The 25,128-nt window shown below is 54.2% G+C and carries 25 protein-coding genes; 11 read left to right on the top strand and 14 right to left on the bottom strand.

What is annotated here, in order from left to right; translation table 11 throughout:
* The first annotated feature begins 229 nt into the window (after nt 1-229).
* Both AABA21_RS09170 and AABA21_RS09165 read left to right on the top strand, forming a co-directional pair.
* Complete coding sequence (locus tag AABA21_RS09170) at nt 230-1,225, top strand: tetratricopeptide repeat protein (RefSeq protein ID WP_338249059.1); 996 nt, start codon at nt 230-232, stop codon at nt 1,223-1,225.
* An 82-nt stretch (nt 1,226-1,307) separates the two neighbouring features.
* Nucleotides 1,308-1,757: a hypothetical protein gene (locus AABA21_RS09165; RefSeq protein ID WP_338249057.1), complete on the top strand. Its 450-nt coding sequence runs from the start codon at nt 1,308-1,310 to the stop codon at nt 1,755-1,757.
* A gap of 7 nt (nt 1,758-1,764) precedes the next feature.
* Here the strand turns inward: AABA21_RS09165 and AABA21_RS09160 are convergent, their stop codons facing one another.
* Nucleotides 1,765-2,202: a MerR family transcriptional regulator gene (locus AABA21_RS09160; protein ID WP_338249055.1), complete on the bottom strand. Its 438-nt coding sequence runs from the start codon at nt 2,200-2,202 to the stop codon at nt 1,765-1,767.
* Nucleotides 2,203-2,492: 290 nt separating this feature from the next.
* Here AABA21_RS09160 and AABA21_RS09155 point away from each other — a divergent pair, with 290 nt between their 5' ends.
* Entirely contained in the window at nt 2,493-3,392 is a 900-nt protein-coding gene (locus AABA21_RS09155) for an aldo/keto reductase (RefSeq protein ID WP_338249053.1), read from the top strand.
* 232 nt (nt 3,393-3,624) lie between these two features.
* Here the strand turns inward: AABA21_RS09155 and melA are convergent, their stop codons facing one another.
* The 3 genes from melA to AABA21_RS09140 all read right to left on the bottom strand — a co-directional run bounded on the left by melA (nt 3,625) and on the right by AABA21_RS09140 (nt 7,079).
* Nucleotides 3,625-4,926, bottom strand: a complete 1,302-nt coding sequence (melA, locus tag AABA21_RS09150) for an alpha-galactosidase (protein WP_338249051.1) — start codon at nt 4,924-4,926, stop codon at nt 3,625-3,627.
* Between the two features lie 80 nt (nt 4,927-5,006).
* Nucleotides 5,007-6,065, bottom strand: a complete 1,059-nt coding sequence (locus AABA21_RS09145) for a LacI family DNA-binding transcriptional regulator (RefSeq protein ID WP_338249050.1) — start codon at nt 6,063-6,065, stop codon at nt 5,007-5,009.
* A gap of 285 nt (nt 6,066-6,350) precedes the next feature.
* Nucleotides 6,351-7,079, bottom strand: coding sequence for a YczE/YyaS/YitT family protein (locus AABA21_RS09140; RefSeq protein WP_338249048.1), 729 nt, complete (start codon nt 7,077-7,079; stop codon nt 6,351-6,353).
* 195 nt (nt 7,080-7,274) lie between these two features.
* Here AABA21_RS09140 and AABA21_RS09135 point away from each other — a divergent pair, with 195 nt between their 5' ends.
* Nucleotides 7,275-7,766 carry a hypothetical protein gene (locus AABA21_RS09135; protein WP_338249046.1) on the top strand — a complete coding sequence of 164 codons (492 nt, stop codon included), beginning with the start codon at nt 7,275-7,277 and terminating at the stop codon, nt 7,764-7,766.
* Between the two features lie 116 nt (nt 7,767-7,882).
* Here AABA21_RS09135 and AABA21_RS09130 read toward each other — a convergent pair whose 3' ends face one another.
* From AABA21_RS09130 to AABA21_RS09115, 4 genes are all read right to left on the bottom strand, one after another.
* Nucleotides 7,883-8,287: an SRPBCC family protein gene (locus AABA21_RS09130; protein ID WP_338249045.1), complete on the bottom strand. Its 405-nt coding sequence runs from the start codon at nt 8,285-8,287 to the stop codon at nt 7,883-7,885.
* Nucleotides 8,288-8,509: 222 nt separating this feature from the next.
* Nucleotides 8,510-9,499 (bottom strand): DUF929 family protein, encoded by a 990-nt coding sequence (locus tag AABA21_RS09125; RefSeq protein WP_338249042.1) that lies wholly within the window; start codon nt 9,497-9,499, stop codon nt 8,510-8,512.
* A gap of 149 nt (nt 9,500-9,648) precedes the next feature.
* The gene (locus AABA21_RS09120) at nt 9,649-10,182 is read right to left on the bottom strand and encodes a GNAT family N-acetyltransferase (protein WP_338249040.1); all 534 of its coding nucleotides are present in this window, start codon (nt 10,180-10,182) and stop codon (nt 9,649-9,651) included.
* 399 nt (nt 10,183-10,581) lie between these two features.
* On the bottom strand, nt 10,582-11,391 hold the full coding sequence (locus AABA21_RS09115; protein ID WP_338249038.1) for an AraC family transcriptional regulator: 810 nt from the start codon (nt 11,389-11,391) through the stop codon (nt 10,582-10,584).
* Between the two features lie 228 nt (nt 11,392-11,619).
* On the opposite strand from AABA21_RS09115, the gene AABA21_RS09110 reads away from it, so the two are divergent.
* Nucleotides 11,620-11,910, top strand: coding sequence for a hypothetical protein (locus tag AABA21_RS09110; RefSeq protein ID WP_338249037.1), 291 nt, complete (start codon nt 11,620-11,622; stop codon nt 11,908-11,910).
* On the top strand, nt 11,903-12,694 hold the full coding sequence (locus AABA21_RS09105; protein WP_338249035.1) for a phytanoyl-CoA dioxygenase family protein: 792 nt from the start codon (nt 11,903-11,905) through the stop codon (nt 12,692-12,694). Before AABA21_RS09110 ends, AABA21_RS09105 begins: the two co-directional genes overlap by 8 nt.
* An 87-nt stretch (nt 12,695-12,781) precedes the next feature.
* Here the strand turns inward: AABA21_RS09105 and AABA21_RS09100 are convergent, their stop codons facing one another.
* Nucleotides 12,782-13,741, bottom strand: a complete 960-nt coding sequence (locus tag AABA21_RS09100) for a DUF4352 domain-containing protein (RefSeq protein ID WP_338249033.1) — start codon at nt 13,739-13,741, stop codon at nt 12,782-12,784.
* Between the two features lie 256 nt (nt 13,742-13,997).
* Here AABA21_RS09100 and AABA21_RS09095 point away from each other — a divergent pair, with 256 nt between their 5' ends.
* On the top strand, nt 13,998-15,212 hold the full coding sequence (locus tag AABA21_RS09095; protein ID WP_338249031.1) for a class I SAM-dependent methyltransferase: 1,215 nt from the start codon (nt 13,998-14,000) through the stop codon (nt 15,210-15,212).
* A 213-nt stretch (nt 15,213-15,425) separates the two neighbouring features.
* Here AABA21_RS09095 and AABA21_RS09090 read toward each other — a convergent pair whose 3' ends face one another.
* Nucleotides 15,426-16,241, bottom strand: coding sequence for a carbon-nitrogen hydrolase family protein (locus AABA21_RS09090; protein ID WP_338249029.1), 816 nt, complete (start codon nt 16,239-16,241; stop codon nt 15,426-15,428).
* A 54-nt stretch (nt 16,242-16,295) separates the two neighbouring features.
* Nucleotides 16,296-17,312 carry a zinc-dependent alcohol dehydrogenase gene (locus AABA21_RS09085; RefSeq protein WP_338249027.1) on the bottom strand — a complete coding sequence of 339 codons (1,017 nt, stop codon included), beginning with the start codon at nt 17,310-17,312 and terminating at the stop codon, nt 16,296-16,298.
* A 760-nt stretch (nt 17,313-18,072) separates the two neighbouring features.
* Between AABA21_RS09085 and AABA21_RS09080 the strand changes: the two genes are divergently transcribed.
* Genes AABA21_RS09080 through AABA21_RS09070 form a run of 3 tightly spaced genes read left to right on the top strand, consistent with a single transcriptional unit; the run spans nt 18,073 to nt 21,254 of the window.
* Nucleotides 18,073-19,398 carry an extracellular solute-binding protein gene (locus AABA21_RS09080; protein WP_338249024.1) on the top strand — a complete coding sequence of 442 codons (1,326 nt, stop codon included), beginning with the start codon at nt 18,073-18,075 and terminating at the stop codon, nt 19,396-19,398.
* A gap of 39 nt (nt 19,399-19,437) precedes the next feature.
* The gene (locus AABA21_RS09075; RefSeq protein WP_338249023.1) at nt 19,438-20,379 is read left to right on the top strand and encodes a carbohydrate ABC transporter permease; all 942 of its coding nucleotides are present in this window, start codon (nt 19,438-19,440) and stop codon (nt 20,377-20,379) included.
* Nucleotides 20,379-21,254: a carbohydrate ABC transporter permease gene (locus AABA21_RS09070; protein ID WP_338249021.1), complete on the top strand. Its 876-nt coding sequence runs from the start codon at nt 20,379-20,381 to the stop codon at nt 21,252-21,254. Before AABA21_RS09075 ends, AABA21_RS09070 begins: the two co-directional genes overlap by 1 nt.
* 114 nt (nt 21,255-21,368) lie before the next feature.
* Here the strand turns inward: AABA21_RS09070 and AABA21_RS09065 are convergent, their stop codons facing one another.
* The 3 genes from AABA21_RS09065 to AABA21_RS09055 all read right to left on the bottom strand — a co-directional run bounded on the left by AABA21_RS09065 (nt 21,369) and on the right by AABA21_RS09055 (nt 24,245).
* Nucleotides 21,369-21,626 carry a muconolactone Delta-isomerase family protein gene (locus AABA21_RS09065; RefSeq protein WP_338249019.1) on the bottom strand — a complete coding sequence of 86 codons (258 nt, stop codon included), beginning with the start codon at nt 21,624-21,626 and terminating at the stop codon, nt 21,369-21,371.
* A 24-nt stretch (nt 21,627-21,650) separates the two neighbouring features.
* A complete protein-coding gene (locus tag AABA21_RS09060; protein ID WP_338249017.1) occupies nt 21,651-23,045 on the bottom strand; it encodes a peroxidase family protein in 1,395 nt (464 codons plus the stop codon).
* 192 nt (nt 23,046-23,237) lie between these two features.
* A complete protein-coding gene (locus AABA21_RS09055; RefSeq protein ID WP_338249015.1) occupies nt 23,238-24,245 on the bottom strand; it encodes an aldo/keto reductase in 1,008 nt (335 codons plus the stop codon).
* A 395-nt stretch (nt 24,246-24,640) separates the two neighbouring features.
* Here AABA21_RS09055 and AABA21_RS09050 point away from each other — a divergent pair, with 395 nt between their 5' ends.
* A complete protein-coding gene (locus AABA21_RS09050) occupies nt 24,641-25,066 on the top strand; it encodes an RDD family protein (RefSeq protein ID WP_338249013.1) in 426 nt (141 codons plus the stop codon).
* Nucleotides 25,067-25,128: the final 62 nt, after the last annotated feature.

The raw sequence follows: 25,128 nt of genomic DNA, 5'->3' as shown, positions 1-25,128 counted from the left end.
AGGAGCCATCTCTTTTAGGAAACAAGAAAGCGGGGGCAAGCCCCGCACGTACTGCCTTATTTATTCTTTTTGTTTGCATGAGGGAAATCGACCGTGAGGGTCGGACCTACGTGGGAGGTGAAGCATTATATCATGCATAGAAATATTGATGACTTTGTAGACGGGTGATATGATCTATTTAGCGTCTTTGATGACGTCCCTGCCCTTGTATTCCAGGAGATGCTACACAATGACAGATGATAGATATGCCAATGATCGATCAACACTTCCGGAAAACCTCGCTTTTTTATCCATATTAATTCAGCAAAAACACTATGAAGAGGCCCTGGCGGCCTGTAAGCAAGCATTACAACTAGAACCTGATAACGCTCAACTCTATCAAATGAAAGGGGATCTGCTGGCCCGGCACTTTGATAATCCGGTCGGGGCATTAGAGGCATTCGAGCTGGCGCTACAGTTGCAGCCAGACAGCGCCAATACATGGAGGGACAAGAGCCATGCGCTCTGGCAACTCAAGCTGCATCCGGAGGCGCTGGCCGCAGCCGAGCAGGCTATCCAGCATGATCCCGGCGACGCCATGGCGTATTATTATAAAGGACTCAGCCTGGCGGAGCTGTATCGCGAGAGCGAGGCCCTGGAGGCCTTTGAGCAGGCCATCCAGCTCGATCCGGACGAGCCAGATCCTTATTATATGCGCAACAATGTGCTGCGCGACCTGGATCGCTTCGAGGAGGCGCACGCTGCCTTTGAGGCGGGCGCCAACGCGGCTCAGCGCCGACGAGCATCCGTGATCACTCACTTTCGCCAGCAGGTCGATGCGGTCCAGATGGATAGCAGGCTCGAACTGGGTATCCAGCTCTTTCGCGGCGGTAATCCGGAGAAATGGGTCGATGAAAAGTATGCGCTCTCCGGCGACGGCTACGCCAGGCTCGAGCGCGAGGATCGCCGCCAGCAACTCGCGCGCCACGTCACGCTGCAGAAAATCGAGCCCGATATGTGCCGTGTACTCTTCACGCTGGCCAGCGCGACCGTGCCACAGCTCATCGAGCAACCACGCAAACAGGACTGGGATACGGCTACCTTCGAGTGCAGGATAATCCTGGGCGCAGCAGGACAGAGCACTACCCTGATGTTTGAACTACAGGAAGAAGAGATCGAGCAGGGCACACCACCAATTGTAGAGGCGGTCAAGCATTTCCGCACCCTGGACACGGGTGCGCGTTGAGTTTTCCGGGGGGTCTTGCATTTTACTTTGAAGAGCTTGTATAGTATAGCATCAGGATACATACATTTCAAAGGAAAACTTTATGTATAACACTACCGGCCTGCTCATTCTATGCGCTGCTACCGGCCAGACGGCCCTATGGGATGGATCGGCGCGGCTGATCGTTTCTGCCCTGGCCCTGCTGGCTGGCTTCATCGGCGCCTGCTGGATCGCTTATAACAAAAGAAGGAGCGCGCCATGGCACAGCAATGCCTGGAACCTCCTCCCATTGGTCGTCGTCTTCGTCAGCCCGGTAGTGCTCTTCCACATCCCCATTGTATTTCTGCTCCCACTCTACCTGGCCCTGCTGGTCGGACTCTATTTTATGACCAGGCGCGCTGCCCAACTCTGGTACCGCAATCCCCTGCTGCTGATCCTGCTGGTCCTGCTCATTGCGGTCCTTTTTAAAGGCACCCTGTTCAAAGTCTTTATTATAGGAGCCATCGTCCTCGGCAGCCTCAACTTCATCTTCAAAAAGCTCTTCTCCCGCTAGAGCCTTTTCATTCATCGCCGGGTTCGAGGAGATACTCACCCCATGATGCTGTTTTATGTTGGGTATGCAGTTGTTCATAGCAGTCAATCTTAAAGGTAATCACTTCAAGATGGCGTTCGCTCTCCTTTAGATGCTCTTCGACTCGGCGTTGATGCTGTTTGAGCAACTGCAAGCGTTCGGGTATAGTCTCCTCACCCTGGCGGAGGAGGTTGGTATACCGCTGGATATCACGAATAGGCATCCCTGTGGCTCGCAAACGCTTAAGGAACTCAACCCAGTCCAAATCTTCCTGGCTATAGAAGCGATAGCCATTTCCCTCATCCCGCCCAATGCGCTGGAGCATTAATCCAGCACGTTCGTAATACCGCAAAGTATGAGCGCTTAGTCTTGTTGCCTGTGCCATTTCCTGGATAGTGAACACTCTCTCCACAGCCTGCTGTTCCATTGCTTTCCCTTTCAGGCAATCACTTTTGACTCCTTCAGAGAAGGAGATACACAATATTATCCCTATTAAACATACACCTTAGAGCGCACTCTCAGTCAAGAGGGAGGTCCTTGTCCCTCTTGACTGAGAGTGCGCTCTAAGGTGTAGCCTTTGATTCAGCGACATGTGAAAGAGGAACGCAACCAGTCAAATGCATCGCCAGTTGTGTAACAGACGCACATTTGATTTGCATTTTCTACTATCATGCGTTTTTATAATTTTATTCTGCTTTCTGGGAAGGAAAAGGATAGATGGAGAACATAAACAAGCAAATCGCAGCGGCAAGCGGTATCTTTGCAATTGGTGCTGATTTGCCAGTTTCTCGTATTGGCTTTGGAGCAATGCGCCTCACAGGCGACGGCATTTGGGGACCGCCAAGGGATAAGGATGAAGCAATCACCGTCTTGAAACGCACACTGGATCTTGGGATAAACCTGATCGATACTGCTGAAGCGTATGGGCCTGAGATCAATGAGTCCTTGATTGCCGAAGCGCTCTACCCTTATCCAAAGGATCTGGTGATTGCCACAAAGGGAGGGTTGCTCCGTCCTGGCCCCAACCAGTTTCAACCGGATGGGCGTCCAAAGCGCTTGCGCCAGGATCTGGAGGGAAGCTTGCGGCGTCTGCGCGTTGATCATATCGATTTGTATCAATTGCATTATCCTGATCCGAAGGTACCATTTGAAGACTCAGTAGGTGAGATCGCCAGGATGCGCACGGAGGGTAAGATCCGCCACGTTGGTCTCTCCAATGTGACTATTGATCAGCTTAAGGCAGCTCAGAAGCTTGTGCCCATTGTGACGGTACAAAACCATTACAATCTAGAGCAACCACAGGCCCTAGGGATGGATATCCAGCAGACCGCAGCATTGATTGACCTATGCGCGCGCGAGAATATCGGCTTTATTCCCTGGCATCCTCGCTCAGTCGGTAAGCTGGCACGTCCAGAGGGTATCCTGGATCAGATTGCCAGGCGCTACAACGCGCAACCTGGCCAGATTGCCCTGGCATGGTTGCTGCAACGCTCACCAACTATCCTGCCTATCCCCGGCACCGCCTCGATCAAGCACCTTGAAGAGAACGTTGAAGCCACCAGGATCAGACTGAGTCAGGATGAGTTTGAGGAGATTCGCCGCGTCGCTCATGCGTAGGACGTTCCCTTAGTGGAGAAGGGCCAGCATTCCGACATTTCTCGGGCGATTCAGGTTGGCGAGGCGACAGATTAAACAAGATTATAGAATGCGAACAAACTAGTTAAAGATGGACAGAGAGTTCGGGTAAATGAAGGATACGTAGAGGTCCTGATTACAAGCGAGCAGTCCACCTGAATTAAGTTCTCAGGTGGACTGCTCTTCTCAATCCGTATACTCAGGTATATTATGTTTAGGAGAACGATGGCAGGTATTCGCGCTGGGCCTCCCAGAGCTCGTCGAAGAGGGAGCTGATCTCGGCGGGCGAGCAGACGGCAGCCGTCAGGGGATCGATCATCAGGGCGTAACGGGCCGCCTCTTTGTCGTGGGTGAACAGGGCTTCGGTGACCAGCGAGTGGACACTCATGTGGGCCTTATTCAGGGCCGCCAGCTGCTCGGGCAGCTTGCCAAAGTGGGTGGGCTGGATGCCGTTGCGGTCGACCAGGCAGGCAACTTCGACACAACCATCGGGCAGGTTATCGATCAGGCCTTCGTTGCGCACGTTGCCATAGATGACCTTGGTACGATGCTGGGTCACTGCCTCGATGATGTCCGATCCATACTCGTGGCTGCGCTTGAAGGGCAGCTCCTTGGTGCCATCCAGCAGATCTTTGATGTACTGCTCGTTTTTGGCGCGCCATTCGGGCCAGTTGTTGGCATAGAAGCCGGTCTCACCCAGGTAGCCAGGGCGGCAATACTTCTCGATCAGCTCGGGACGCTTGCGGAAATAGGGCACATACTCCGAAAAATGGCCGCTACTCTCGGTTACGAAGGCGCCCAGGTACTTCATGATCTCCAGGCGCACAGGATCTTTTTCGTAGACCTCGGGATCATTCATGCGCTCGCGCAGGCGGGGATACATATCTTCGCCATTGTGGCGCAGAACGGTGAACCAGGCGTTGTGGTTGATGCCCGCGCAACGCCACTCCAGCTCCTCATATGGCACATCCAGGTAGGTGGCCAGCTGCTTGGACGTTCCCTGCACGCTATGGCACAGGCCAACCGTCTTCATGGCGGTGCCGGTGAGGGCGGCATAGGTCAGGATCGACATGGGATTGGTGTAGTTCAGCACCAGGGCATTGGGGCACAGCTCCTCGGCATCGTGCAGGATCTCCAACCACGCGGGACCGGTGCGTAACGCCTTGAAGATACCACCTGGTCCGATGGTGTCGCCGATACACTGGTCAACACCGTACTTCATGGGAATATCGAAGTCGTGGCGCACGTTAGCCATGCCCGCAACCTCAATCGTGTTGATGAGGAAATCGGTGCCGGGCAGCACCTCGCGCCGCTGTGTCGAAGATTCAACCTTCCAGTTGAGACCGCTATGGGCAACCAGCTTCTCCGCGATCTTATGCGCCAGTTCCAGGCGCTCAGCATCGATATCCACCAGGGCAAATGTGCCTTCCTGTAAGCCTTCGATATGCAGGATATCCGTCATCAGCTGGCGCGCGAAGACTGTGCTGCCCGCCCCCATAAAAGTAATTTTTGTCATCGTTGAAAACTCCTTGCTCCCTCGGAGCTGGTTCATTCATTCCTTTGAACTACTAGGTTTTCGCTATCCAGTGATCAGCGTTAGCAGGACCCTGTTGCGGGTCCGGTGGACGCTCGCGTGATCAGTTGGGTAGGGATAATAATTGGTGCTAGCATGGATTCGTCGTACTCGCCATCAGACTCGATCATGCGGATGAGCCGTTGAATGGCTCCCTGCACCATGGCGGAACGATCCTGGCGTATAGTTGTCAGGGGTGGCTCGGTGTAGCGGCACAGGTCCACATCGTCGAAGCCAACCACGGACACGTCGCCGGGTACATGTAATCCATGCTGATGTAAAGCGCGCAACACGCCGATGGCCATCAAATCACTGCCCGCCACAATAGCGGTGAAATCTCGCGGCTGCCGCTCTTGCAGCAAGCGCAACGTCGCCTGGTACGCCTCCTCGGTATTCCAACCCGAGGTATACATCAGGTCCTCATCAATCGGCAGACCCGCCCGCTGCAGGGCCTGGCGATAACCGGCCTGACGTACAGGGCCGATCTGGCCCGAGAATCCTGACACCAGCGTCACGATGCGCCGGTGTCCGAGCTGTATCAGGTGCTCGGTCGCCTGCCTCGCCCCATCCTGGTTATCGGAGGTCACATAGGTTGAACTCCTCCCCTGACTGAGGCTATCGATAAACACAGTCGGGATCTCTGCCTCCAGCAACGCTTTCACGCGCTCGTCGGCGGGATGCATCGCGATAGCCAGGGTACCGGCTACGTGGCGCATCTGTAGACTACGAATGTAGTTTTTCTGGGCATGAGATATAGAAGGGAGCAGCAGATCATATTGAGCGGCGGCGATTTCCTGCTCGACGTCCCGCAGCAGATCCAGATAGAAATAGTGCTGCGTCTTGCTGATGCTAGAGAGCACCGTCGATTTCTGGTCTCCATAGAACAGGCCGAGCGCAATCGTCCGTGAACGCTGTCGCACCAGGCTCTGAGCCACCATATCAGGCTCATAGCCGAGCGAAACAATCGCCTCCTGGATGCGCTTGCGCGCTTCCGCGCTGACACGTGGCGACCCGTTGAGCGCCCGCGAAACCGTAGCTCGCGATACGCCAGCCAGTCGGGCAACCTGCTCACTTGTAACCATGTTACTTCCCTCTTCCCAGGCTGTGTACACGTGTACATGTACACGTGTACACATAGAATGACATAAAAAAAGCCCCGCTGTCAACCCTTACGAGAAAAATCAAAAAAGTGAAGAAAAACACCAGTTCTGTCAGTTTCTTCTTTGAACGGACTGGCAGAACTGGTGAAGGCAGCAACACGATACCTGGTTCAGCAGAGCAGCTAATGGATACGGTGTCGCCCCATGCAGATAACTATAAAGCAAATTTATAAACAGCGTATACCTATATTTATGTATTTTTTTGAGCTATTTAATATTTTCCGGCACAGGCTGCAGCAAGCTGTCGTCAGCCGGTCGCAGCATCTCGGTGGTTGTAGGGAGGGCCGCCAGTTTTTCCAGCCAGGCGCTGATATAGAACCTCTTGAGCAACGTCTGGCTCATCTCAAAGGCGGGGCCGATGCCCAGAGCGAAGATCAACGTTCCCAGGCCAACGGTACCGCCCAATAAAAAGCCGATCAGCAACACGGTACACTCGATGGCGGTACGTACAATAGAGACGCGCAGCTTCGTCAGGACCTGCAATCGCAACATCAATCCATCGCGTGGACCGGCCCCCATGCGAGGAGCGATATAGAGCGCCGTTCCCATACCAATGATAGCCACCCCCAGCACATTAGCTGCCACCCGCACCGGCCAGGACGCATGCCCCAGGTCCGGAAGCCAGCCAAGCCAGATATTTAAATCAACAAATGCGCCGATCAAGAGCATATTAAGCACTGTACCGACGCCAGGAATCACCTTCAGGCACAGTCCCAGGATAATGATAGCGGCTCCGACCACAATGCTGGCCGTCCCAAAAGAAATGGGTGCATGAAAGCTAATGCCCTGGTGAAACACGTCCCAGGGGTCCAGGCCAAAATCGGAGCGATACAGAAACACAATGCCGGTCGAATAAAAAAACAGGCCAACAACCAGCACAACGAAGCGCACCAGGTACTGCCAGCAAAAAACTGTACGCCAGGAAAACCTATGCATGAACAAAATTCCTTTTTGATAATGGGGCTGCGTCAATATAAAAAAGCTTACACCTCAACTATAGAGAACGCCACACCACGATACAACAGCCAAACCCTGACACCAACAACAGCCAATTCAAAACCTTCCATTTTTTCGATATATAGATAATAATTGATATAATTGAGCAAATACTAAAGGAAGGTCGTTTTACAGATGTCAACAAAAATACGGGCCAACCTGAGCGGAGCACTCTATTCACTGATCCTGGTCATCCTGGCGATTGCCACAACCCTGATCGCTCTGTACGTTTCCAACAGCAGCTTCCACAGTCCCCTGATCAATGTCAGCACCTTTGCGGGAGCTATCCTAGCCACCATGCTGCATACATTTCTCTGGTTATTCGTCATCCTGAGTCCACGCAAGCCAACGCGCACCAGAGGAATCCTGATCGGACTCGGCACCGGTTTGTTGATCTATCCCATCATCACAAGCCTGCTGGCCGTGATCTTCGCGCGCCAGGGCAACATCCTCACCTGGGCCTGGGTAGCGCTGCTCATCCTGCTCTCCAGCGGCTGGCTGCTCGCCGTCATCTACGCCATTGTAGATTACATCCTGGTCTCGCGGCTCAAAAGAATCATGGAAAACGCGCAACCCACCATCATACCTGAAACCGCCGAACAAACCGAAACCCCCATCGAACCATAACCGCCCCCATATGTTCGGACCTCGCGTCCAGTTTGGATCTCGTCCGATTTGGATCTCGCATCCCGTTTCACGCCACGCGGGCATCCATATAATTTTTGAGGGCGGCCAGGATACGTTCATTCTCGGAACGAATCAGACGGAGCAGGATTGGTTGCAGCACAAAAAAAGAGGCCACGGGCGCGCAGGATAAGCTCACGCGTGACGCGTGTCCCCTGCTCGACCGGCTGCAGGGTATAGCGAATGGTGATCTCCAGTCCACCACCCCGCCGGGAATTGGTAAGCTGGCGGAACACGAGGCGCCTGGAAGGCTCCAGATCAACTACTTCGCCCTGCATCACGCTGGAGCGGCCATGATCAACGTAGGTGCTACCCACGCGGATAGGAGGATCAGATGTCAGCATGGTCTCCGCATATAGATTTGAGGAAGGCAGCCAGGATCGATAGCCCGGCAGATCCAGCAACGCCTGGTAAATAGCATCAGGCTGGCGCTGGATGATGGTTTGAAAGCGTAGTTTTGGCATTGATACTCTCGTCATTGTGGGGTACGTGAGCACCCCCGCACGGGCGTCCGCTGCGCGGCCGCACTGTTTTTTATGTTGTGGCATGAGGTGCGCATTCGCGCACCTCATGCCACAACATAACACTGACTCCTGAGCATCGCAGGCGCGAAGCCTCGTGCATATCGCAGGCGATGATCATGAGCGTCAGACACGCTCTAAACAGGATACGTGTAGGGTATAGGATTAGTTACGCCGCCGCACATCCCATTCAGGCATCTGCCAGGCCTGAGCTAGCTGGGTTGGACTGGCTGCCGACGCGGTGGGTTGAGGCAACGACTGCTGCAGCGACGGAATAGGGTCCGCGGTACAGACATTGGCGGGCTGGTTATTGGTAGCCTTACACACGGCCGCCGTAAGCATGTTGGCCGCTCCCACAATGCCACGCGAGATGTCGCTGTTGGGATCGGTGACCGCTGTGGCGATATCACTGTATGATTTGCCAGTCAGGACATTGTTCGAATAGTATGGGCCGACTGAAACGTATTGATTTCCAATCGACATAAATGGAATACCCTGCTGCTGTGCATAGGGAGGCCGCTCATACTGGTTGACGATCTGCTGATCGGCGGGTGTTAACGACTCCAACGGACCCGGATTAGGAGAGTTGTTATCCGCGGTCTCTCTTGACACAAAATCGATGTAGTTGCTATGGTAGGTTGCCTTATAGAAAGAAAAGGTCGGAACCTGGCCTTCCGCCGATAGAATCGGTGTCAGCGGGCTAAACGAGCCAAAGCGGCTGAGTGATGAAACAATCGCCCAACGCTGGGCCGCGCAATAAGGACAATATTCGCCACCCACATAAAAAACCTCGGGCTTGCCGCTGGGTCCCTTTAACACAGGAGCGTTCTTAACCGCGCTGATTTGACCATTAAAGGTTCCCTTATCCACACGCGCGAAAACGTCTGGCTTGATGCTGGAAATAGTCTTCAAAGCCGTATCGCTACCGACTTTTGACTGCTGAGCCTCGTAGTTGGCGATAAAGATAAAGGCACCCACGATCACAACTACCATGGCGATGATACCGCCAATCAGCCACCAGCTTGATCGATTCGATTTCTGCCTCTGCTGATTGCGACTACGCGACTGCTGAGCCGACCGAGATTGCGATGTCCGTTGCTGGCGCATCTGCTCACGACGTTTAGAGGCCGACGGGGACTGTTTCTGTTTAGCCATATATATTCCTTACATTAGAAAGACTTCTGCTGGTACACATGCAAATACCGATATACACATTACCGAACAATGCATATATTGCAATATACAGATTTTAACACAGAGAAAGGGGGCCATCACCAGGAATAGGAAGAAAGCCGCAAGCGGCGTCACGACTGGTGCTGAGCAGCCTCCCATTCCTCTCTGGTGAGACTCCAGTGCAACAAATTTCCATCCTGGTACAGGCGCTTCATTCCCACTTTTTCCAGCACGCGGATAGAACCCTGGTTATCGTAAAGGCAATCAGCAATCACCTTCTGTATATCGCCCCGCTCAAAGGCCCAGGCCACCAGGGCACGCGCCATCTCGCTCGCATAGCCCTGATTCTGGTAGGCGGGCAGGATATTATAGCCGATATCTACGGTCCCCTCTTTATCGGGGCCACCCTTCAGCCCCATAGCGCCAATCACCACGCGCTCCCCACCCTCCAATATGATAGCTCCATCCCAGGAGTCATGGCCGGGTTCGCGCATAAAACCATCAAGCAATAGTGGCAGCACCGGCTCAAAATCGGGGCCCGGCCAATCGGCGGGAACCCTCGCATTCAGGGCCTCGGCCATCTCTCGACGATCACGAAAAAAGCTCCTGATCAGCGACGCGGTCAAAGGTTCCAGAGATAAGCGTGACGATCGGACACGCATCATACAAATATATTCCTCTCAAATCTATCGATACAATCTGGCGGCACAAAGCCCGCCCCCTACAACGCCTGAAGTATACAATATCTCCCCTCACTCTGCACACCCAGCCAAGAAGTTAAAGGAGTTAATCAGGAGTTGGTGTGATCCCATGGCGGCGAATGCCGCCATGGGATCACACCAACTCCTGATTAAAACAGGTTCTAACTCCTTCATCTTTTTAGGGCTGGGGCAATGTCATGGGGGTGCGGATGCACCCCCATGACATTGCCCCAGCCCTTAAAAACCATGTGAGCGCCGTAGGCGCGTATAGTCAGGGGCCGAAGGCGCAAATCCTTCCAGCATTCAAACACAAGTTAAAAAGGGAGGATGAAAACGCATAAGGAGCGTTTTCATCCTCCCTTTTTAACTCCCCAACAATCCTTTGCGGTAGGCGGCGGGGGAGACGCCGGTGTGGCGGGCGAAGATGCGGGAGAAATAATGTCGGCTCCCGAAGCCCTGGTGGGCCGCGATCTGCTCAATGCTGGCATCGGTCAGCAGAAGCTGCTGCTCCGCGCGCTTGACGCGCTGCAGCTGGATATAGGCATTTGGCGTCTGGCCCACGCATTCGCGAAAGCGACGACTGAAATAATCCACGTTCATGTGACAGAGCGAGGCCAGGTCTTTGCACAGCAGAGATTCAGACAGGTGCGCATCAACGTATTCAATGGCGGGCCGCACCGGCTCCAGGGCGCTGGTCAGCTGGAAATAGCGCTGCAACGTCGCGGGCTCTATCTGCTGCAGATATTGCGTCAGCCCGGTATAGAGGATCGCCTTCAAACGAAACTCCAGCACCAATCCTTCCGGCTGCGCCGTCCTCATCTCCTGGATACAGCTATGCACCATCTGCTTTAACGGCGGAGAAGCGGGCAGGCAGATCGGGGTGGCAAAAATTTCACGATAAATGATCGGCGAGAGGCCTAACACATCAAAGTGCACAAAAAAATGCCTGAGGGTATGGGCCAGCTGGGTACTAAAGCGCACCTCGGCCGGTATCACATACAGGTGCTCACCCAGCAGAGGATAGGGCGTCCCTTGAAAATCGAGCTGCGCGCCATCGCGATCATTCATGTAAAAGCGCCAGAAGTGGCTCTGAACACGTGGCAACCGCCACCGGGCCGGTTGCAACATCAACACCTGATAATTAAGCAAACGAATATGAATCGTATCAGCCATCTGCTATCTACGTCCCCTCCTGGATAATTGATAGGTACCATTAAAAGTATACAAGCAAATAGGGATCAAGCGGGCCGAAAACACAGAAAGTCGGGATGAGACACAAAAAGTTCGGATCTCAGGATAGGATTTCGCAGCAGGAACAGGTATCTTAAAAGCAGATGAAGCCGCGCGGTATTTAATACAGATTAGCAGAGTAAAAGTCAATATAATGAGGAGGTCTCGAAGATGAGTGAGCAGCGACAGCAGATACTCATACTCCATCTGGCGTCGTCCGACCTGGCATCTAAGACGGTTGCCTGGGCGCTTTATGACGGAGCCAGCGAGGAAGACGCGCTACCCATGCAATCCGGTGATGAGAAGGAGCCGCCGTATAATTCGGTCGTGGCCGCGATGCGCGCGGGCTGGAACGTAATCCAGCTGGCCACGCTACCACAGATCATCCCCGGCCATGAACATGAAAGCAGCTATCTCCCGTATGAATACGTTCTGGAACGAAAGGTGGCCATCAATGAGTAACGTAGAACGACATCATCTGCTGACGGCGGAACAAATGGCCCGCTTTGTCACCGACGGCTTTCTCATCGTTGAGAATATCGTTCCTCACGACCTGAACGCGGCGGTCCTGGAAGCCGAGCGCAGTTGGGATGGGCCGGGGTATAATTTCTGGCATCAGACCGAGGTGTTGCGCCAGGTCTTCGAGGAGCCGCAGGTCAAGGGGATCATCCAGAGCTTTGTGGGCGTCAACCCGGCCTATGATCATTCATTCCTGCATATCGTAAAGGCACGCCATCTCAAGGCCCAGGGGTGGCACGCGGACTCAATCATCGATGTGCGCCCATACGCGTTCGACGTGCAGGCCTTCTATTTTGCCCACGACGCGCCCGCCGAGATGGGGCCCACACTGGTCCTGCCGGGCTCGCACCTGCGCAAAACCAACACGGCCAGCATCGATCGCTACAAAAACATCATCGGGCAGCGCCAGCTCGAAGCGAAGGGCGGCACCATCGTCTTTATGCACCATGGCATCTGGCACTGCGCCCAGCCCAACCACACCGATCAGACCCGCTATGTCTTCAAGCTGCGCTTACGGCCAGGGCAGGTACAGCGTGGACTGTTCAACACCGACGACTATACCAGCCCCGATGTAGAACAGATCATCAGAAAAGGCAGCCAGGCATGGCAGGGCAATGAGGCGCGGCTCGAGCATATGCAGCGCGCCAAACTCTGGCGCTACGTCACTGGAGACGATAACATCGACGTCTCCTTCGAAAACGCCCTGACGCGCATGTCGATCCACTAGTAACGCCAGTTATCAAACGCAAAGAAAAAAAGGACCGGCGGGAGCCACAGCTCTTGCCGGTCCTTTTTATACACTCTATGAACGATGCTACAGGCCCAGATTCCATTTGGCTTCACCGGGATTGTCGGCAAACATGTTAAACGTGGGATCCCAGCTGAGGACCAGGTTATGATCATTGGTCGGTAACTCAAAAACCAGGTTGCCCTCCACAGATTTGCCGGGAGCGACATCGCCAAAGCTCAACTGGGTATCGTAATCCGTCGGCACGATATATGAGTGGGTCAGCGACCGGCCGTCCGAGGTCAATACCTTGAAGTCGAGGGGATTATAGTGTTGCTTCTCATTGGTGTTATTGACAATTTTGACATGCAGCTGCACAAACTGGTTGCCGGCCTTGGGCTTCGCATAATCGTCCCCCGGAATGATACGCACCTGCGACATCGTGCAATTCACGCCCTGCAAAGTAAGCGTCTTGCCGGAATCGCCACCACCTACAGGCTTAGAACCGCCATTATTTGAATCCGTGGTGGTAGGCGTGGCATCCGTAGCCGTCGTAGGAGTAGAGGTCGTGGAGGTCGTCGTAGCCGTCGATTTAGCGATATTAGTTATTGTATTCGAGAAGATCGCGCAGGATGCGATCAGGCCTACCAGCAGAACACCAACGATACCCAGGGTAACCCACAGCCAGGTGCGATTCTTCTTGGGAGCAGGCGGATAGCCGGGATATTGCGGCGCGCCTGGAGGGGGCGCGAAATTACCCGGTGCGGGATATCCTCCCTGATTTGGCTGTGCATTCGGCGTTGGATAGGGCGACTGGGGTGCATACGGTGACTGGGGTGCATACGGTGACTGCTGTAAATAATCGGGTGAACTATTTCCCGCCGTCGAGGGAGTCGGATAAGACGGCGAAGAATATCCCTGATTTCCCTGATATGGCGGTGAGGCCAGCTGGGTGGGATCATATGGGGGTGGCGCAGCTTGCGTCGGATCATACGGATACTGAGTATAGTTATTCGGCTGCTGCGGCTGCTCGGGATTTTGGCTCATAAGAAGGTTATAATCCTCTCCAATAATAACAAAGCAACATGACCATTGAATGGCACAACTATACATTGTCATGTTTCAATCAAATTGTAGTATAACTGAATGTAGCAATGAATACAAGCACATTACCAGTCATAGTCTACATAGCCATTACATCTTATCGCACTATACTAAACGTTGTTAAGGCTCATAATTTACACTTTACTATTCCTGGTGGGGTGGGATAAAATGGTAGCCACTACATAGTGAGGTGAACGTTTTGGTATCTGCTGAGACCTGGTGGGCGACCCTTTTTTCTATACTCTCAACCCTGGAGGGCATCGATGTTGACTATACATTGGTGGAATCTTCGGCCCTGTTCGCGCAGGGAGTTGTACCGGGGGCAGAGCAAGAGCAGGCGCTAAACGAGGCGCCCGACCACCTGGAGCTTTCGATTCAATGGGACCTGGCACAGCGGGTCGCCGAAACGTTCGGGGCGCGTGAGAAGTCGGGGCGCCAGAACGGCTATGAACGTCTCGCTCTCACGTACCAGGGACTCAAGCTCACATTCTATATTTATTTCAATACGGTGGTGGTCACCGATCCAAATCGTCTGCAGATAGAACACAAGGGCAGAGCAGTCTGGGTTAAAGCGCTAGATTATTATCTGCACGCATATCCGCAGGAGCATGCAGTGAACCGCGCCGTACAGAGCTATTTTCAGCATCTTCAGCAGCACAACAGCGAGCTCAATCAGCGGGCATGGAATCAGGCGGCCTACGATGCCTGGGTGCAACGCCATGGAGAGCCCGCTACGCACGCGGCGCGCATCCAGCAAGATCCACGGGCGCGGCTGGCCTCGCTCAACAGATATCTACCGCCGATCGAAGGCGCGAAGGTCATGAATCTACTCGGCTCGCATGGCAGCAAAGCGATCGCGCTGGCCCTGCTGGGAGCGCAGGTCACCATCGTAGACATATCGCAGGAGAACGCGCACTACGCGCGGGAGGTCGCCGCGGCCGCCGGGGTCCCGCTGCGCTACCTCGTCACAGACGTCCTCCAGCTATCCCCACAGGAACTGGATGGTAGCTATGACCTCGTCTTTATGGAGATGGGCATCCTACACTACTTTGTGGATCTCGCGCCCCTGGCCCACATCGTGCGGCAGCTCCTGCGTCCTGGCGGTTGCCTGATCCTGCAAGACTTTCATCCCGTCTCGACCAAGCTGATCAGCTCCAAAGGCAAGAAGCACAGGGTCAGCGGCAACTACTTCGATAAAAGCCTGCACGTCACCAACGTAGCCTTCAGCAAGCACCTGACCGAAAAAGACGCGACCGAAACCGGACGCGTCTACCAGCGCTACTGGAACTTAGGAGAGATCGTCACCGCCTTCGCGGCCACCGGACTTGTCATTCAACGCCTCGACGAAGAACCCAACACCAAAATCGACGACATCGGCATCCCCAAAACCTTCACCCTCACCGCCCGCGCGTAGGTTCGGCCCTTGCGGCCGATTTCCCCGTCCACGCACGATAATACCCGCCGAACGTGAAGTCAACACACATGGCATGTGTAAGGGACATGATTGGATAGGGAACGGAAAATCGGCCGCAAGGGCCGAACCTACGTTTGTTTCTTTTCTTGTTGCGCTCGTTATGTTGAAAGGATTGGGGCTTGCCTCCGCTTATCCCGCGTCCGATCATCCCCATCACGAACGCGCAAACAGATCCGGCCGCCGATGCGTAAGCGCGGGCAGCGTCTGGCGGGCAATTTGCAGGCGCTGTGGATCGAGATCGGCATAGAGCATGCATTCGTCCTCGGTGCCCTCCGCCAGCACCACGCCAAGGGGATCGACCAGAAGGGAGCGGCCCAGATAGTTATGTCCAACCTGGTCACAGGCAAACATATAGGCGGTATTTTCGATGGCTCGTGCCTTTACCAGGTGCTGCCAGTGCATCTCTTTTAAGGAGCCCACCACCCAGGCCGACGGCATCACAAAAAAGTCCACTCCCTGCTCGGCCTGGTGGCGCGCGATCTCGGGGAAGCGCAGCTCGTAGCACACAAACAGTCCCATGCGTCCAAAAGGTGTTTCCAGTGGTGTAAAGAGCTGCTCACCGGCCGCGAACACCTCCGACTCGCGAAAGCCAAACGCATCGTAGAGATGGGTCTTGCGATAAAAAGCGAGCAGGTCGCCAGAATCATCAATGACGACAGTGGTATTGTAAGTGCGATCAGCGACCCTGTGCGCCGTTTCTAGCATCCCACTGACCACCCAGATATTCGCCTGCGCGGCCGCCTGGCGCAGACCGGAGACATAGGGTCCATCCAACGGCTGCGAGACGCCGCGCGCATAGGCGGCATTGAAATTCTCTTTCGCCAGCAGGGCCATAAATATTTCTGGCAAAACGATCAGCTGCGCGCCCGCATCAGCTGCCTGCCTGATGGCCGCGCTGGCTCGGGCCAGATTCTGCTCGGGATCAGCCTGCGAAGCCAGCTGCGCAACGGCGATACGTGTAACCATCATTTCTCCTCATACGGGCCGTCCCACGAAAACAGGCCGGCCCGCGCGTCGCCCGGACTACTGCAAACGGGTCCAATCAAAGATGACACCCATCGCGGTCGCCCGTTCCTCATGCAACATGCGATACGCTTCAACGGCATCGCTGGGAGCGTACCGGTGAGTCACTAAATCATTGACACGCATATCACCACGTTCGACATAGTCAAAAAATAACTCGCCCATGCGCAGATGCGACCAGTAGGCATGGTTGGTCGAGGTGGCGGGAGGATTGCCATCGTGGGCGCCCACGATGGTCAGCCCATTCCTGATCACATCACCGGTGAGCTGCTGAGCCGCCGGCGTGCCGGTATCGCCCAGCAACACCACTCGGCCCAGGGGACGCGCCAGGCCCAGGGCCAGCGGAAATACAGGAGCCGCGCCCGTGACATCGTAGACCACGTTGACGCCCTGCCCCTCGGTCAGCGCCAGCACGTGCTCACGCGCCTCATCGGCACCCATCTTCAAAATAGTGGTTGCGCCGTGGCTACGCGCCATCTCCAGCCGCTTCTCGGCCACGTCGATGGCGATCACCTGCTGCGCTCCCAGCAATCGGGTATACTGCACGACCAACTGCCCAAGCAAACCCAGGCCAATCACCGCCACCGTATCACCCAGTTGATGCTGCGCCCTGCGCACGCCATTCTGCACAATCGTCGCCAGGTGAAACCAGGTGGCATCCTCGTCGGACACAGCGTCCGGAATGCGATACACCGGCTCATGTGCCGGCACCACCTTATACTGGTTATGGCTCTGCCTGATAGCGACGCGATCACCCTCATGCACGCGCCGCACATCTCTGCCCACCGCGGCCACCTGCCCCACCAGGCTATAGCCGGTATGAAATGGATACTTCACCCACTGATCCCAGTGCGTACCGGGATCAAACAGCCGTCCCAGGCAGATACCCTCGGTCCCCGTACTGATCAAAGATTTTGTAGCCCGCAACAAAAATTCATCCGGCCCCAACTCAGGCACAACTTCATCATACACCTCAACCTGATTTTTTCCTGTAAAGACAATGTTCTGTGATTGCACGCGACAGCTCCTGACTACCTCTCTATAACAACACTTTTATCCTTAATATCTATCAATATAACATATTTATGTGCTTAATATGGACTTTATCGTTTTGTAGGAATTGGTACAACCCAACGGTGAGTGCATTCGCACTCACCGTTGGGTTGTACCAATTCCTACAAAACTAAATAATATTTGAAATGTTTGGGCAATCCCAAAAATAAATACAACGTTGTATCGAATTTTTTAAATAATTATGTTACAATTAGCTCGACAGACGAAAACGCTCCTGATGGCAACAAACATAAAGAAATGTTTACAAATGGGGTAACCCGATCGGGAGCAGCGGTAAACGCTCATGAACGCTGGGTAGCTTATCTTTATCCTTGAGTACGTAAAGAGAAGCAATGAAAGTTCAGCCAATCATTGTGCCATTCGTGCAATGGTCACATTCGTCTTAAGGGGTGTCATATGCAGACTTTGCAGAATCTGAGCCAGTTATCCCATACGTCGATGACAACGTCTACAGTATGGATGCACGCTCAAACCTCTCCTCCATATGTATATCAGTTCCCGATCCTCTTCTTTTCTATCACTGACAAGCTTACGTGTTGCCTGCAATAAACGTTAATGCTCACCGGCTTGCACCTTTAAACGGTGCCATCTGAAGGGGCATAATGTCTATCGGACGAACAGTCAACATGACGAGGTTGTATATAACGCTGTGGTCCCAATCAACAATCGTAGACCCTCATTTACCTCAGGAAAGGAATCGACAATGACGTATGAGCCAGGCACGGAGTCAGAGAGAAGCTCCGGAGGGCGCATGAACCGGCGCGCCTTCCTCGAAAAATCTCTGGCGCTCGGCGTTGGTGGTAGCGCCGCGCTCTCACTATTGAGTGCCTGCGGCACCTCGGCCAGTGCCGCATCCGGCGTGACCTATTGGAACCTCTTTGGCGGCGGCGATGGCGCGCGCATGATCCAGATGCAGGATCTATTCACCAAAAACCATCCCACTATCCCGCTAAAGGCTGTAACCCTGTCATGGGGGCAACCTTACTACACGAAAGTCGCCATGTCGGCGGCTGGAGGTCGGGCGCCCGACGTGGGCATCTGCCACCTCTCACGACTCTCAACATTCGCCGCCATGAAGTTCCTGGACCCATTCGACCTTGATCTGCTGTCACAGGTAGGCATCAACCAGCAAGACTTCCTGCCCGCGGTCTGGCAGCGCGCGACCTACAATGGCAAGCTCTATGCCCTACCTCTGGACACGCACCCCTACGTGATGTACTACAACACCGATGTCTGTAAAAAAGCCGACCTGCTGGATGACAACGGCAACCTGAAGCCGCTACAGGGTCCGGATCAGTTGATCAGCGCCTTTAAGGCGGCGCAAAAGGTCACCGGCTTTACCGGCATCGCCTTCCTCGATTCCTGGCGACTCTTCGATTCGCTGTATGGTCAGCTGGGAGGCCAGATCCTGTCGCCGGATGCTAAAGAGATCGTGCTGGATGACGCCAAGGCAGAGCAAGCATTGAACTTTATGGCTGACCTGACCCAGAAGTCGAAGGTGATGCCGGCCAACATCGACTCGGTAGCCGTCTTCGGCAGCGGCAAATCAGGCTTCCTCTGGAACGGTGAATGGGAGGTCACAACCTTTATCACCCAGAAGACCCCCTTCAACATGATCCCCTTCCCCAATGTTTTCGGCAATACACGCGTCTGGGGTGACTCGCACTCCTTTATCTTGCCTCACCAGGCCTATCCCGACAAAGGTCGCCAGCGCGCCACCTACGAGTTTATGGCCAGCATGCTCAAAGAAGGTCAGATCTGGGCCGAGGGTGGGCATATCCCCGCTTATCTACCGGTCGCTACCAGCGACGCCTACAAGCAGCTCAAACCACAATCTAACTACGCCAACGCGGCGGCCGATGTCGTTGCCGACCCGGCGGCCTGGTTTAGTGGCGCGGGTTCCGACTTTGAAACCCAGGCCAATGGCGCCTTCCAGACCGTGCTGCTGGGTCAACTGACACCCCAGCAGGGAGTCCAGCAGTTCAAGAAGGCTATCCAAAAGCTCATCGACACACCATCGCCAATCTGATGCGCAAGCAAGTTTCTTTACTCAAAGAAAGGCATATCCATGTCTGAAATGCTTATTCAACAAGAGGCGGCCCAATCTGCCAGACAGGCTCGTACCGCGCCGCAGGGGAAGGTCAACTGGCGCACTCAATTGACGGGCTGGGGCTTTGTGCTCCCCTTCCTGATTGGCTATGCTATCTTCACGCTCTGGCCGGTCATCCTCGGCTTCCGTATGAGCTTCTACAACTGGAGCCTGAACGGCGTGACGCGTTTTCTGGGATTGGGCAACTATCAGGAATTGCTGAGCGATGCCGATTTCTGGAACTCACTCTGGCACACCATCTATTTCACCATTCTGAGTACACCGATTCTGGTGATTCTGGCCTTCTTCCTGGCCCTGCTGGCCAACCGGCAGATGCCCGGCCGCTGGATTTTCCGCACAGCATTCTTTATCCCGGTGGCCCTGCCAATCGCGGTAACCGCTATCATCTGGAACTGGCTCTATCAGCCTGGCTTTGGCCTGATCAATAACATGCTGGCCGGCATTGGCCTGGGACCCGTCGACTGGCTTAACGACGCCCACGTCGCCATGATCTCAATCGTCATTATGACCGTCTGGTGGACCGTGGGAAGCAATTTCCTTCTCTACCTGGCGGGCCTGCAACAGGTACCCGCAGAACTCTATGAAGCGGCCGCCATCGATGGCGCTGGCTCATGGGCTAAAACCATCTCGATCACCCTGCCGCAGTTGAGCCGCATCACGATGCTGGTAGTCATCCTACAGGTTATCGCCTCCCTGCAGGTCTTCGGTCAGATGTACCTGCTCACTGGCGGCGGACCTAACTTCGCCACGCGCTCCGTGGTGGAATACATGTATGAGACCGGCTTCTCATCCTTCCGCATGGGCTTTGCCTCGGCGGCATCCTATATTCTCTTTATCCTGATGCTGGTCATCACCGTCATGCAGTTCGTCTTTTTCCAGCGTCCACAGAGGAGGGCATAATGGCCACACAGAGCATCCAAAATACCGACGCAACAACGACCAAACGCCCGCTAAATCTGCCGCGCCAGGTCAGCAAATGGGGCGCCTTTGCCATCCTGCTCATCTTCGCGGTTATCTGGCTACTGCCGATCGCCTGGGTGCTGGACACCTCGTTTAAGCCCGAGGCCGAAACGACGATTCTACCGCTGACATGGCTCTCGTCGGCCTTCAATATCCAGGCATATATCAGCGTACTCTCGGCCAGCGATCTGCCGCGCTGGTACTTCAATAGCGTCTTTACCTCGGTCATCATCTCGGTGGCCGTCGTGCTGCTGGCCAGCATGGCCTCCTTCTCCATCTCGCGCATCCCCTTTAAGGGACGCTCGGTCGTCTTCTGGCTCATCCTCTGCGGACTGATGATTCCCGGACAGGTCCTGCTGGTCCCCCTGTTCTCGCTCATGCAGTCGTTCCAGATGATCGACACCTACTGGGGCATTATCCTGCCACAGATCTTCTCGCCGTTCGCGGTCTTTATCTTCAAGCAGTTCTTTGATGGTATCCCGCACGAATACGAGGAGGCGGCGCGCATGGACGGCGCCAGTCCCTGGCGCATCTACTGGCAGATCTGGATGCCGCTGGCGCGGCCGGCCATCGCCACCATCGCCATCTCAACCTTTGTGGCCGCCTGGAACAACTTCATCTGGCCCTTCCTGGTCGTCACCGGGACCGACATGATGACCGTTCCCGTGGGTCTGGCCACTGTCCAGACCTCCTACGGCATCCGCTACGCCCAGATCATGGCCTCCGCCATCCTGGGTGGCCTGCCAGCTGTCATCGTCTTCGTCATCTTCCAACGCCAGATCGTCGCCGGTCTCGCCGGTGGCCTGAAGGATTAAAAAACAACGACCAAAAGCAATGTGTAGCTCGTGTGGCGCCAGCGCCACACGAGCTACACATTGCTTTTGGTCGTTAGTCGTAAATAAGGAGGTTACGACACCAACGTATTATGATTATGCCAATTTTATGATGGTTGGCGTCATATAAGGAAACATTGGAAAGGTGGACAGGTATTGCCGCACCTGTTCTTCTGTGTCGCCGTTGACGATCAACCAGACCTGGGGACGCGAGACATCAGGCGAACTGATGTAGAGTTCGTGTATCAACCCCTGCGCTTTGCCTTCAGCTACATGCTGGCGCTCCCGTTGCACTAACTGTCCCAATTCGGCCTGTGAACCCTCTTTAAAAGTGATATCAATCATCCATTTCATGATATGGCTACTTCTCCAAAAGTGCTATGCGACATCAGCAAAAAGCAACAGGTCGGCCATGGTAAATTGTTGTGGCTCGGCGGACGGTAGTGTGGGGGTCCATTCTTCGGGAGCCTGCCAGTACGATGTGGGATCGTAGAGCATCAGACCCAGCAGAACTTCGGCGATGATACGTCCTCCAACCGGACCCATATACTGACCCTGATGATACACTTCTGCCTCTTTCAGCAGATAATACCAGAGGGGGGTCTCGCCTTGCCAGCCCAGATTGCTCAATCCTGCTTCCTGGGGTGTCAATGGGCGTACATTCATCAATCTAGCGACAGCTTCACCCGATGGCAGCTCCAGGGCCTCGCCACGTTCAAGGTCGCGATAAGCCAGCGACTTCTGCTCAGGGATATCCGTCTCACCCACCACGCGCACCGGCAGATCCAGCAAAGGATGCGCCATCCAGCTATCGATCCGTTTACTGGCCTGTGGAGCAGAGCGTCCAGGAATAGTAAAGTAATAGGACCACTCAAGGGTACGCACAGCTTCAACCGGGCAGGTGCCGGCACAATCAGGGAAAACCTGTCCGCTCGCTCCCCGGCTATTAAGCATGTAACGAGGACGAATCTGGCTATGACCAAAACGATAAGCCGCATCCGCGAACTCGACAGGGATGTAAACCTGCTGCTCCTCTTCGGCAGCGAAGAAGCGCGGCCCCACCTTCAGTATCTCTTCAACCAGTTCTTCGCCAACCGTCAGGGGAAGAAATTCATGTACGATCAGCCACTGATAGTGCCAGCGCACCAGGCGCCTGGCCTCCTCAAACACAGAGGCCGCTGGCGTTCCCTGCAGACGCAGATAGTCCACGACGCGATTGTGAAACTTGAGCAAAGCCAGGTGCAGTTGTGAAATAAACAGATGTACGTCATTGCGAGGATCTGCAACCAGCGCCCTTCCTTGCTGGTTACGCGGCACGTCATCAGAATTGCCAGCGTCATTGATGCCCAGCAAAAATTTATCGGGATCCTCTAGATCATAGAGAAAGGGATCACCCGATGGGCCGGCACCATAGACACACTCCAGGTCCAATCTTGGTTGACGGAAATTGCGCAATTCATTCAAACGGGCATGATGCAACAGGAGGCTACGATCCGCCGTAATGTCGTGAGCGATAAATTGACCAAGAAACGTAAAACCGGCCGGGATGCGAGGATTATCGGTCAGTGTGTCGCGATCGTCAGATGGGTGGGCAGCAAGATCCATGGCAGAATCGGCACGTCCCAATTTTAGCAAGAGAGCTTCATCGACAGTTAGAGACGGCAGGCTCGGAAACAAACGGCCATACTTACTCTGGGTACCTTCAACCGACTGAGCGTGGGGTGACAACGCACTCTTAAGGCGCGGGCTGATAACACAGCTATGAATATTCATACTGACTGAGCTTCCTTTCGCGGCGCTTTCTCTCGAAATAGCCCGCATACATCAGGTGGAACCCATAGATAAGACGCTCCACAGAGAAATTCGGATACATTGGATGAGGTATCTCTAAAATTCTCTATAGAACGTCGATATCCAGGCCGGTTATAATATATGTCAGTCAGGTAATATCACGCGTTTATGACATTAACGTCGGGCGATCTCTTTGTCGCGGATGCGCGGCAGATTATACCAGAGGTCGTCGCAGGCGCGCAGTTCCTCTTCATCCAGGGTCAGGCCGACGCCGCCCAGGCTGTCTTTGAGCTGATCGGGGCGGCTGGCACCGAGGATGGCCGAGGTAACAGCTGGCTGGGACAAGACCCAGGCCACGGCCACATGCGTCAGCGACTTGTTACGTCCCTTCATGAATTCGGCGAGCTGCCGCACCTGGTCGTGCAGCGTCTCGTTCCAGTAGCGACGACGATACAGATCGTTGGGATTCTGGGATTTAAAGCGTGTCCCCGACTCGGCCTCTGGTTTTTCCACATAGCGGCCGGTCAGGACGCCGGCGGCCAGCGGATTGTAGACGATGACGCCCACGCCATGCTCCTGGCACAGCGGCAACAGCTCATCTTCAATCATGCGGAAGGCTATGTTGTAGCGCGGCTGCACGCAGACGATACGCTCAAGCCCATTGACCTTACTAATCCACAGGGCATCGGCCAAGCGCCAGGCGGGAAAGTTCGAGCAGCCCACGTAGCGTACCTTACCGGCACGCACCAGGTCGTCCATCGCGCGCAGGGACTCCTCGATCGGGGTCTGCGCATCAAACTGGTGCATCTGGTAGAGATCGATATAGTCGGTCTTCAGGCGCTTCAGGCTGGCCTCGCAGGCCGCGATGATATGGCGGCGGCTCAACCCCTGATCGTTGGGGTTAGACCCCATCTTACCGAAGCACTTGGTCGCCAGCACGATGCGATCGCGCGCGTTGCGCTCGCGCAGCCAGTTCCCCACAATCTCCTCAGTCGTGCCTGTCAACGCCTTCTCGCCACCAGGATAGACATCGGCCGTATCAAAAAAATTGATGCCGCCCTGCTCGGCCGTATCCATAATCTCAAACGCCCTCGCCTCGTCCGCCTGATTGCCAAATGTCATCGTGCCCAGGCAAACCTCGCTCACCTTCAGACCCGTACCACCGAGACGCTTAATCTGCATAGCTCGCACTCCTTCGTTTGAAATATCACTTTATATAGAAGATAGCCAGCCCACAACAATGGGCGCTATGTTATCTTATCACGAACCAGCCCGCATATACGTATTAGCCCACCATCACAATCTCAACCATTATCTCTATGCTTCCTCAAGTATAAAAATCAGGTCCAGAGCAATTATGATAACTATGTGTAAAAATATTTACATATATTTGCAGCAAAAACCGCTTGCCTATAAATAAAATTTATCTTCATTAAATATTAATGCGTACAAAACATTAATGACATAACATGGCACAATCAATATAATTGACAATTACATATATTTTAATGTATCTTAAAAGAAGAGATTACTAGCCGTTTTTCAGTTTACCAATAGAAAAACATTGGAGGTCTTCGATGCAAGCACCATACGCACCCCAGGCTGTCTCTCAAGAGCGCGTTGGCGTGGGACCACGCTTCCTTGCCGTACTCATTGATGGAATTCTTATCGGCATTGTTACCGCCCTCATTACGGCGATTCTAGGTACAAAACAAGCTGTACTAGGGATTAGTGTAAGCGGAATTATCTACATTCTCTATTTCCTTATCCTGGAAGCGACTATGGGGGGCGCTACACTGGGTAAGAAAATACTCGGCCTGCGCGTTGTGCGCGAAGATGGCGCGCCCATTAGCTGGAATGAATCAATCATCCGCAACCTAGTACGCATAATTGATCTACTGCCAACTGCTTATATCATAGGTGCGATTGTAATCTGGACCTCTTCACAAAAACAGCGTCTGGGTGACAAAATTGCTCACACAGTGGTTGTCAGAAGCCGCTAGCCAACGCGCAATGCTAAAATTTCAACAAAAAGGGTGGCCGTGTTTTTTCCCGGCCACCTTTT

It is taken from the genome of Dictyobacter halimunensis, from assembly GCF_036245075.1.
The sequence above is the reverse complement of the archived record's forward strand: the minus strand, read 5'-3'. Positions and strand labels throughout refer to the sequence as shown.

What these genes read in the sequence shown, in the direction of transcription:
- AABA21_RS09170 (WP_338249059.1), top strand. Translation starts at nt 230, where the DNA reads ATGACAGATGATAGATATGCCAATGATCGATCAACACTTCCGGAAAAC.
- AABA21_RS09165 (WP_338249057.1), top strand. Translation starts at nt 1,308, where the DNA reads ATGTATAACACTACCGGCCTGCTCATTCTATGCGCTGCTACCGGCCAG.
- AABA21_RS09160 (WP_338249055.1), bottom strand. Translation starts at nt 2,202, where the DNA reads ATGGAACAGCAGGCTGTGGAGAGAGTGTTCACTATCCAGGAAATGGCA.
- AABA21_RS09155 (WP_338249053.1), top strand. Translation starts at nt 2,493, where the DNA reads ATGGAGAACATAAACAAGCAAATCGCAGCGGCAAGCGGTATCTTTGCA.
- melA (WP_338249051.1), bottom strand. Translation starts at nt 4,926, where the DNA reads ATGACAAAAATTACTTTTATGGGGGCGGGCAGCACAGTCTTCGCGCGC.
- AABA21_RS09145 (WP_338249050.1), bottom strand. Translation starts at nt 6,065, where the DNA reads ATGGTTACAAGTGAGCAGGTTGCCCGACTGGCTGGCGTATCGCGAGCT.
- AABA21_RS09140 (WP_338249048.1), bottom strand. Translation starts at nt 7,079, where the DNA reads ATGCATAGGTTTTCCTGGCGTACAGTTTTTTGCTGGCAGTACCTGGTG.
- AABA21_RS09135 (WP_338249046.1), top strand. Translation starts at nt 7,275, where the DNA reads ATGTCAACAAAAATACGGGCCAACCTGAGCGGAGCACTCTATTCACTG.
- AABA21_RS09130 (WP_338249045.1), bottom strand. Translation starts at nt 8,287, where the DNA reads ATGCCAAAACTACGCTTTCAAACCATCATCCAGCGCCAGCCTGATGCT.
- AABA21_RS09125 (WP_338249042.1), bottom strand. Translation starts at nt 9,499, where the DNA reads ATGGCTAAACAGAAACAGTCCCCGTCGGCCTCTAAACGTCGTGAGCAG.
- AABA21_RS09120 (WP_338249040.1), bottom strand. Translation starts at nt 10,182, where the DNA reads ATGATGCGTGTCCGATCGTCACGCTTATCTCTGGAACCTTTGACCGCG.
- AABA21_RS09115 (WP_338249038.1), bottom strand. Translation starts at nt 11,391, where the DNA reads ATGGCTGATACGATTCATATTCGTTTGCTTAATTATCAGGTGTTGATG.
- AABA21_RS09110 (WP_338249037.1), top strand. Translation starts at nt 11,620, where the DNA reads ATGAGTGAGCAGCGACAGCAGATACTCATACTCCATCTGGCGTCGTCC.
- AABA21_RS09105 (WP_338249035.1), top strand. Translation starts at nt 11,903, where the DNA reads ATGAGTAACGTAGAACGACATCATCTGCTGACGGCGGAACAAATGGCC.
- AABA21_RS09100 (WP_338249033.1), bottom strand. Translation starts at nt 13,741, where the DNA reads ATGAGCCAAAATCCCGAGCAGCCGCAGCAGCCGAATAACTATACTCAG.
- AABA21_RS09090 (WP_338249029.1), bottom strand. Translation starts at nt 16,241, where the DNA reads ATGATGGTTACACGTATCGCCGTTGCGCAGCTGGCTTCGCAGGCTGAT.
- AABA21_RS09080 (WP_338249024.1), top strand. Translation starts at nt 18,073, where the DNA reads ATGACGTATGAGCCAGGCACGGAGTCAGAGAGAAGCTCCGGAGGGCGC.
- AABA21_RS09075 (WP_338249023.1), top strand. Translation starts at nt 19,438, where the DNA reads ATGTCTGAAATGCTTATTCAACAAGAGGCGGCCCAATCTGCCAGACAG.
- AABA21_RS09070 (WP_338249021.1), top strand. Translation starts at nt 20,379, where the DNA reads ATGGCCACACAGAGCATCCAAAATACCGACGCAACAACGACCAAACGC.
- AABA21_RS09065 (WP_338249019.1), bottom strand. Translation starts at nt 21,626, where the DNA reads ATGAAATGGATGATTGATATCACTTTTAAAGAGGGTTCACAGGCCGAA.
- AABA21_RS09060 (WP_338249017.1), bottom strand. Translation starts at nt 23,045, where the DNA reads ATGAATATTCATAGCTGTGTTATCAGCCCGCGCCTTAAGAGTGCGTTG.
- AABA21_RS09055 (WP_338249015.1), bottom strand. Translation starts at nt 24,245, where the DNA reads ATGCAGATTAAGCGTCTCGGTGGTACGGGTCTGAAGGTGAGCGAGGTT.
- AABA21_RS09050 (WP_338249013.1), top strand. Translation starts at nt 24,641, where the DNA reads ATGCAAGCACCATACGCACCCCAGGCTGTCTCTCAAGAGCGCGTTGGC.